The sequence below is a fragment of the Glycomyces tarimensis genome, assembly GCF_054776215.1.
Window position 1 is genome coordinate 1 of the sequence record NZ_BAAHCB010000052.1, and the last position, 836, is coordinate 836.

At 67.2% G+C, this 836-nt stretch carries 1 protein-coding gene; it reads right to left on the minus strand.

Going from position 1 to position 836, the window contains the following annotated elements:
- Window positions 1–818 (minus strand): IS5 family transposase (locus ACYVK3_RS21825; protein ID WP_460499465.1); only part of this gene is annotated, 818 nt, incomplete at its 3' end.
- Between the last annotated feature and the right edge of the window lie 18 nt (window positions 819–836).

Sequence of the window (836 nt, forward strand, 5' to 3'; positions counted from 1 at the left end):
GGTTCGTTCCGTCCACTGAGGCGTCTGCTCATCAGGTCGATCATGGCCCAGTGGATGTGGGCGGTCGACCGCTCGGGCAGGGTCTCGTAGTCGCGGACCAGTCGCCGGTGCTGCATCAGCCACCCGAAGGTCCGTTCGACGGGCCAGCGGGGTGTCGGCTCGAACCCCTTGGTCTGGCCGGGTTTCGGGGTGACCACGAGGTCGATCCCGGCATCGTAGGCGTGCTGGGCGACGGTGGTGCGGTAGCCGTTGTCGACCAGCAGCGCCGCAACGCTGGGGTGCTCGGTGGCGATGCGGTCGACCAGAACGCACCCGCCCGCGGTGTCCGAGACGGAGGCGGCGGTGACGATGACGGCCAGAACGAGCCCGAGCATGTCGGTGACAATATGGCGCTTGCGGCCCTTGATCTTCTTGCCTGCGTCGATCCCCTGAGCGTGCTCAGGCACGTTCGCGGAGGTCTTCACCGACTGGGCGTCAGCGATTGCCGCGCTCGGGCGGACCGCGCGGCCTGCCGCTTTGCGGGTCTTGGCGCGCAGCACGCTGTGGAGTCGTTCGGCGGTGCCGTCGCGGTTCCAGGCCGCGAAGTACCAGTAGACGGTCTGGTGAGGCGGGAAGTCGTGGGGCAGGTAGCGCCACTGCACGCCGGTGCGATTGACGTAGACGATCGCGTTCACGATGTCTCTGAGCGGGTGCTTCGCTCCGGCCAGACCGAGGCCGGCGGCGGCTCGGTCAGCTCGCCATTTAGTTACCACGGGTTCGATCAGCGCCCACTGCACATCCGACATGTCCGAGGGGTACGAAGGCCGAGAGTCGTTCATGCACAACCGAACGAGCAC